The organism is Streptomyces sp. ADMS (genome assembly GCF_033441795.1).
GTDB lineage: Bacteria > Actinomycetota > Actinomycetes > Streptomycetales > Streptomycetaceae > Streptomyces.
Genome location: NZ_JAVFVX010000077.1, coordinates 22,928 through 24,791 on the forward strand (window position 1 = coordinate 22,928; position 1,864 = coordinate 24,791).

1 protein-coding gene and 1 pseudogene are annotated in these 1,864 nt (G+C 67.6%); one reads left to right on the forward strand and one right to left on the reverse strand.

Going from position 1 to position 1,864, the window contains the following annotated elements; translation table 11 throughout:
* Positions 1–772: ice-binding family protein (locus RB628_RS28035; protein WP_318323305.1), on the reverse strand; the 772-nt coding region annotated here is incomplete at its 3' end.
* Positions 773–1,453: 681 nt separating this feature from the next.
* Between RB628_RS28035 and RB628_RS28040 the strand changes: the two are divergent.
* Positions 1,454–1,650, forward strand: a pseudogene (locus tag RB628_RS28040) (sodium:proton antiporter); the annotation flags it as partial.
* Positions 1,651–1,864: the final 214 nt, after the last annotated feature.

The following is a 1,864-nucleotide window of genomic DNA, read 5'->3' on the forward strand; positions in this document are numbered from 1 at the left end:
CTTCAGGTCCGGTGGGTCCTGCGGGACCGGTGGGACCGGCGGGACCGGTGGGGCCCACGGGTCCGGCGGGGCCAGTCACGCAGATCGGCGTTGTGATGACGTTGTCGTCCAGCGTCACCGCGCCGGTCTGCGCAAGGGCTCGGCCCTGGATCTCGGCGCCGGTCGTCACCGTGATGGATTCCTGGGCCAGGATGGTGCCCACAAAGGTGGAATTGGTCCCGAGGGTGGCGGAACTGCCCACCTGCCAGAACACGTTGCAGGGCTGCGCGCCGTTGACGAGGACGACGCTGCTCGCCGAAGCGGTGGTCAGCGTCGATCCGGCCTGGAAGATGAAGACGGCGTTGGGGTCACCCTTGGCATTGAGGGTGAGAGCTCCGGTGAGTCCCATCGATGACGTGGCCGTGTAGACGCCGGGCACCAGTACCTGTCCGCCGAGATCGGCCGTAACGGCAGCCCCGGGTCCCCGGCCGGCCGCGTTGGTGTAGGCGGTGCCCAGATCCGTCTTCGCCTGAATGGCCTCGGCGTCGGCCACGTGCAGATCACCGAAGATCTGTCCGGGGCCGGCGGGCGTCGACGACGAGAAGCCCGTCACCGAGGAGCCCGGACTGAGCCCCACGTCGCCGTTGATGACGGTGGGACCGGTGTTGGTGATCGTTGAACCGGCCAGGACCGCGTAACTCTTGGCGGTCCCCAGCTCAACGGGGGCTTCCGCAGCCTGCGCGGTGGTGCTCCAGGCCAGCGTGGCCGTGGCCAGCAGTACTACTCCGGGCACCAGCGCGAGACGCGCCTTGAGTCGGCGGTGTATGCGGGTTCTGCTTGGCGGAGGGGATGGCGTGGCAGCCGCTGTCATAGGACTCACCTTTCTTTGTCGCCGTTGAGCTCAGTCGCCCCCACGCAAGGGGGCCCGAACTTCCGTAGTGAGTTCCGGTCGGACCGGGAGCGAGCACCTGTCCGTTGGGTGATGAACCATCACTCATCGCCTAAAAGCTAACAATGGCTTTATAACGTACATAAAGATAAGCGGCCGAAGGGGGTGCATGGAGTGCGTTGTTCACTCTGCCGGTGGTGTCGGTGCTCGATTCCGAGCCATCGGCTGGTTCTCGTGCCGGACCTCCGTCGAGTCCGGTCCAGACGCCCGACCAGCCTGTGACTCTTTGGCCCGGCGGGCGCACGGGACGTGGTTCAGCGTCTCGGGAACTCTGTGTGTGCCTGTGGTTTTCAGGCTTCTCGGACGCGGTGTGGTCGTCTGCGGTTGCCGCCGGGTGGTCCGTCGCCGCCTCGATGAGGGTGAGGGGGTGGAAGGCCCGACCGCATGCTCACCCTCATCGAGGCGGCGACGGACAGGCCGGAGGTCTCCTGATGCCCACCACGACCGAGATCGCCGACCCGGCGGGGCCCCGCACCGGCCGCCGGACTCCGCCGACCTGTCCTTCCTTGCCCGGGCGACGAACCGACCCCGCAGTTGTTCGGCGACCTCTCCTTCGGCGGCTACGCGGCGGTGGTCCTGGCGATCGTCCTCGTTGCCCGGCTTCGCTGCTCATCTCGCTGCTGGGTACGACGATCTCCCGAAAGGAGAGGCTGGTGGCGGCCTGGTTCGGTCCGAAGGGCTTCGCCCCGGTCGTCTACGGCCTGCTCGTGCCGCAGTCCGGCAGAGCGCGACGGCGGCGCGGTCGGGCTGCTCGGCGCGATCACTGAGGACGTCGTGCTGGAGCACTTCACCGGAGGACCGTGAACGACTGGCAGAACAGGTCGGCGGTCGTCGTCTCCGCCGGCGCGTACGCCCTGATCATCAGCGAGACGATTCACCGTGTAGCCGTAGCCGTAGCCGTAGCCGTAGCCGTAGCCGTAGCCGTAGCCGTAGCCG